The 5,237-nt window shown below is 52.6% G+C and carries 7 protein-coding genes; all 7 read right to left on the reverse strand.

The window, feature by feature from the left end:
• On the reverse strand, positions 1–681 hold a 681-nt coding region (gene thiL / locus AC3A8L_RS02390), incomplete at its 3' end, for a thiamine-phosphate kinase (protein ID WP_487960622.1).
• A gap of 2 nt (positions 682–683) precedes the next feature.
• On the reverse strand, positions 684–1,136 hold the full coding sequence (gene nusB / locus AC3A8L_RS02395; RefSeq protein WP_487960623.1) for a transcription antitermination factor NusB: 453 nt from the start codon (positions 1,134–1,136) through the stop codon (positions 684–686).
• Positions 1,136–1,597 carry a 6,7-dimethyl-8-ribityllumazine synthase gene (gene ribH, locus AC3A8L_RS02400; RefSeq protein WP_487960624.1) on the reverse strand — a complete coding sequence of 154 codons (462 nt, stop codon included), beginning with the start codon at positions 1,595–1,597 and terminating at the stop codon, positions 1,136–1,138. The genes nusB and ribH overlap by 1 nt, the downstream gene beginning before the upstream one ends.
• Positions 1,598–1,639: 42 nt before the next feature.
• Positions 1,640–2,758: a bifunctional 3,4-dihydroxy-2-butanone-4-phosphate synthase/GTP cyclohydrolase II gene (gene ribBA / locus AC3A8L_RS02405; RefSeq protein ID WP_487960625.1), complete on the reverse strand. Its 1,119-nt coding sequence runs from the start codon at positions 2,756–2,758 to the stop codon at positions 1,640–1,642.
• Between the two features lie 68 nt (positions 2,759–2,826).
• A complete protein-coding gene (locus tag AC3A8L_RS02410; protein WP_487960626.1) occupies positions 2,827–3,483 on the reverse strand; it encodes a riboflavin synthase in 657 nt (218 codons plus the stop codon).
• A 4-nt stretch (positions 3,484–3,487) separates the two neighbouring features.
• Positions 3,488–4,612, reverse strand: a complete 1,125-nt coding sequence (ribD, locus tag AC3A8L_RS02415; RefSeq protein WP_487960627.1) for a bifunctional diaminohydroxyphosphoribosylaminopyrimidine deaminase/5-amino-6-(5-phosphoribosylamino)uracil reductase RibD — start codon at positions 4,610–4,612, stop codon at positions 3,488–3,490.
• The gene (nrdR, locus tag AC3A8L_RS02420; RefSeq protein WP_487960628.1) at positions 4,609–5,070 is read right to left on the reverse strand and encodes a transcriptional regulator NrdR; all 462 of its coding nucleotides are present in this window, start codon (positions 5,068–5,070) and stop codon (positions 4,609–4,611) included. Before nrdR ends, ribD begins: the two co-directional genes overlap by 4 nt.
• Positions 5,071–5,237: the final 167 nt, after the last annotated feature.

The following is a 5,237-nucleotide window of genomic DNA, read 5'->3' on the forward strand; positions in this document are numbered from 1 at the left end:
GCCTACGCCACTGGCATCGCAAATATGACCGAGGTCGGCATGCAGACCATCTGAAATGTCGATGGCGGCGCTGGCGATGTCGACCAACAGCTGGCCTTCTATAAGGCGTGGTGTTGGGCGGTAAAACCGTTGTTGTAAATAATCTTGCGAGCTGCGGCGCACGGTAAACTTTTGTTGTAAAACCGCTAATGCGGCGGCACCGTCGCCAAGGCTGCCGGTTACATAAATGATGTCGTCGGGCTTGGCACCGCTGCGCCGCAAAGCTTTGTTGGGTGCTGTTGCACCGTGTACTTGCACGGTAATGGTGAGGGGGCCACGGGTAATATCACCACCGACGAGTGCGCAATTATGTGTATCGGCAAAGTGCAGAAGGCCTTCACAGAATTCACTTACCCATTCGTTATCGGCCTTGGGTAAGGTGAGGCCAAGGGTAAACCACAGTGGCTCGGCGCCCATGGCGGCAAGATCGCTAAGCGCGGTGGCGAGTGCGCGGGTGGCAATATGGCGAGCGGCCATTCCTTCTGGAAAGTGAGTGCCCGCTACCAGTGTATCCATCGAAACGGCTAGGTGCTTACCGATGGGGGGGATCAATAATGCGCAGTCGTCACCAATGCCTAAAGCTACATCATCATTGACGATGGCCTTGGCAAAATGCTGGCGAATCAGCGCAAACTCATTCATGGTTATCGCTTACCTTGGGCTTGAACTTCGGCTGTGCGAACACGAGGGGCGACCTTGTCTAGAACACCGTTAATAAACTTGTGGCTATCTGTAGCACCAAAGCGCTTGGCTAAGATTAGGGCTTCGTTAATCACAACTTTATAAGGCACGTCGAGACGAAAGCGAAGCTCGTAACAAGAGAGGCGCAAGATGGCCAAGCTGATCGGATCGATTTGCTCTAGGGTGATTTCTGTGAGGTGCGGTAAGAAATCGGTTTCAATGGTGCTGATATTGGCAGGCACGTTGTGGATAAGTTCGTGTAAATAATCCACATCGACTTTGCTCATATCGTTATCGGCGCGGTATTCCGCTTCGACGGTATTGAGATGCGCTTTGGTCATTTGCCATTGATACAGTGCTTGCGTGGCGTAGTGGCGTGCTTTGCTGCGCAAAGCGGGCATGGGGTTCTGAGACATTAAAGCTTACCTAATAGAGAAACCATTTCGAGGGCGGTGCTGGCGGCTTCGCAGCCTTTATTGCCGGCTTTGGTGCCGCTGCGCTCGATCGCTTGTTCGATGCTATCAACCGTTAATACGCCAAAGGTGATGGGCAGTGCAGCTTGTAAAGAAACTTGCGCTAAGCCTTTAGTGCATTCGCCAGCGACATATTCAAAGTGCGGTGTGCCACCGCGAATAACGGCGCCCAAAGCGATGATGGCGTCGTATTTACCGCTGGCCGCAATTTTTTGCGCGGCAATGGGGAATTCAAAAGCACCCGGCGCATAGATGATGTCGATGTTGGCTTCATCTATGCCGTGGCGTTTAAGGGTATCGATTGCGCCATCTTTAAGGTGTTCAACTACAAAGCTGTTCCAGCGGCTAACGAGCAATGCGTATTTGCCATCTGAGTTTTTAAAATCGCCTTCAATAATGTTCATGAGGTTTTCTCTTAAGTTGTGCACGCCGCTTGGCGCGAAATTTTAATGTTGAATGTATTCGATGACTTCGAGGTTAAAGCCCGATAGCGCACTAAATTTAAATGGCGCGCTCAGTAGGCGCATTTTGCTGACCCCGAGGTCTTTTAATATTTGCGAGCCGGTGCCCACTTGCTTATAGGCCAGTTCGGCTTTGGGGCGTTGGGTGCGGCCGCTAATTAACCAGTCGATGCTTTCTTCTATTTCTTCGGTGGTTTCGCTGTGGCAAATTAAGACCACCACGCCAGCGCCTTCGGCAGCGACTTTTTGCATAGCAGCGTGAAAAGTCCAAGATTTAGAGCCATCAGGCCCATGCTCGTCGGTGCGCAGAATACCTAAAACATCACGTGCGGTAGAGCCTACATGTACGCGCACTAGGGTGGGTTTGTCGGCTTCAATCTTGCCAAGCACAAACGCAAAATGGTGCTCGCGCCGGGCTTTGTCGATATAGGTTTTTAGTGTGAACTCGCCGTATTCTGTATGCACTTGTCGTTCATTGGTGCAATCTACGGTTTTTTCTTCTACGGTACGGTGTTGAATTAGGTCGGCGATGGTGCCAATCTTCAGGTTATGTTCTTTGGCGAAGGCGAGCAAATCTTTTTGGCGCGCCATACTGCCGTCGTCATTCATAATTTCAACAATCACACCCGCGGGTTCGAAACCGGCTAAGCGCGCTAGGTCGCAACCGGCTTCGGTATGGCCAGCGCGACTTAACACACCGCCGGGCTGCGCCATTAATGGAAAAATATGACCTGGTTGAACGATACTTTTGGGTGTGGCATCCCGCTTTACCGCAGCGCGAATAGTGAGAGCGCGGTCGGCAGCACTAATGCCGGTCGTTACGCCGGTGGCCGCTTCGATACTGACGGTAAAATTGGTGGCGTGTGCCGCGTGGTTGTCGCGTACCATTAAAGGTAATTCCAGCAGGCGGCAGCGCTCTTCGCTCAGGGTTAAGCAAATAAGTCCGCGTGCGTGCTTGGCCATAAAGTTAATGTCTTCGGGGCGCACTTGTTCGGCGGCCATAATCAGGTCGCCTTCGTTTTCGCGGTCTTCGTCATCCATCAAAACAACCATTTTGCCTTGGCGGATATCTTCAATTAGCTCGGCGGGGGTATTTAATTCCACTGCTTGCCTCTTCGGGTGATTGTAAGTGTGGTTGTGAATACTGTTGCTTTAGAGTTTTTCATGTTGGGTTACTTCATGAAACCGTGTTCGGCTAAAAAGCCTTCAGTGAGTGTGGCTTTACCTTCGGCGGCTTTTTCTCCGAGCATTAATCGCTCGAGGTAGCGGGCTAAGACATCGACTTCTAAGTTAACCTGGCTGCCGGCTTGGTAGTGACCAATCACTGTTTTTTCAAGTGTGTGCGGCACAATGTTAAGTTCGAACTCGCAGCCGTTAACGGCGTTCACCGTAAGGCTGGTGCCATCAATAGTAATCGAGCCTTTATGGGCAATATATTTTGCCAGCTCTTTGGGCGCGCGCAACGTGAAGCGTTCGCTGCGGGCATCCGGTTTACGGCTAACCACTTCGCCAATACCATCCACGTGGCCGCTGACAATATGGCCGCCCAAGCGCGTTTGTGGTGTAAGGGCCTTTTCTAAATTCACGACTTTACCCACTTGCCATTGAGATACCGTGGTGAAGTTTATTGTCTCGTTCGAGACGTCGGCCCAATAACCATTGCCGCTGAGTTCTACTACGGTTAAGCAAACGCCGTTGGTGGCGATGGAGTCGCCCAATGCGACGTCGCTCCAGTCTAATGTAGGCGCTTTAATGTGTAGGCGTAAGTCGCCATTTTTAGGTTGCGCGGCGGCAATAGTACCAAGGGCTTCGACGATACCAGTAAACATGCGGTTATTGCTCCGAAGGCTTTGGGTTAATTGGGTCGAGGGTGTTGTGCGGCTTGGCGATAATGCGCCAATCCGGCCCTACTGGTTGTACGTTAACGATGTCGAGTTGAATATTATGACTCATTTCGCTGATAGGAAGCTCAAACAGTGGTTTGCCAGTGCTGCCCATTAGCTTACCGGCCATATAAACGACTATTTCATCGATTAACCCGGCTTGTAAAAAAGCGCCTGCCAGTGTTGGGCCTGCTTCTATTAAGACTTCGTTGTGTTGTTCGTTGCCGAGTTTTTCGATCAGTGCGCGCAAGTCCACTTGGGTAGTGTGGTTCTCTCGCAAGGACCAAGCGCAGGCTTTGCCGTGCTCGCTGACTTCTTGTGCGCAAGCAAAAACGGTATGTTCTGGTTGGCTTAAAATCGTCGCATCGACGGGTGTGCGCAGTTGGCTATCGACCACCACTCGCAAGGGCTGGCGAGGATTGTCGCCAAGTGCGGGGCTGCGAACGGTTAGCGCAGGGTCGTCGGCTAATACGGTGCCGGCACCGGTAATAATGCTGCAGCTGCGGGCACGCAATTTTTGTACGTCTTCGCGTGCGTGACTACCGGTAATCCATTGGCTTTCGCCGCTTTCCATGGCTGTGCGGCCGTCTAAGCTCATGGCGAGCTTACAGCGAACATAAGGCCGGCCGGTGCGCATGCGTTTGATAAAGCCTGGGTTAAGATCTTTGGCTTGCTCTTCAAGTAGCGGGCCGCGCACAGTAATACCCGCATCGCGTAGGCGTTGTAGGCCTTGGCCCGCAACAAGCGGGTTGGGGTCTTGCATGCCGTAAACGACTTCGGTAATACCTGCATCGATAAGTGCTTGGCTGCAGGGGCCGGTGCGCCCTTGGTGATTGCAAGGCTCCAGCGTGACGTAGACTGCGGCCCCGCGTGCCCTTAAACCGGCCATGGTTAGTGCGTTCACTTCGGCATGGCCTTCGCCGGCGCGTAAATGATAGCCGTCGCCAATGCGATCGCCGTTCTCTGCCACAACCACACAGCCCACGCGGGGGTTGGGCATGGTGGAATACATGCCAAGCTCTGCCAGTTGCAGTGCTCGGTTCATGGAATCGAGGTCGCTGTGAGTCATGCTCATTGGCTGGGGTCCTTTTCTAAGCGGTCCAATTCGGCGCGGAATTCATCGATGTCTTTAAAACTGCGATAAACCGAGGCAAAGCGCACATAGGCTACGCCATCGAGCTGCCGTAGTACTTCCATCACCTTTTCGCCCACAATGCGGGAATCCACTTCGCGTTCGCCCATGGCTTGCAGGAAGTATTTAATCTGATTAATGGCGGCTTCTATGTTTTCAGTACTTACCGGGCGTTTTTCTAATGCACGCTGTAGGCCGGCACGCAATTTTTGTTCGTCGAAGGGCTCGCGTGAGCCGTCTTGTTTAATCATGCGGGGCAATAGCAGCTCGGCGATTTCAAAGGTGGTGAAGCGTTCTTTGCATTGTTGGCACTCGCGGCGGCGGCGCACTTGACCGCCCTCGGCCACAAGGCGAGAATCCACGACTTTGGTATCGGCCGTTTGGCAAAAGGGGCAATGCATGGCAGCTATTCTCGCGCGAGTGAAAATGGGGCAGCATTCTAGCATATTGCGCTCTTGTGCATGCCGGTTGGTGCCGTTAGGGACGAGGAAGCAACATTTCATCCACTAATGCTTAATATCGACCTCCATACCTTCGTTGCTCAAAGCGTTACATGTCCCGGCATGCG

It is taken from the genome of Marinagarivorans sp., assembly GCF_982758155.1.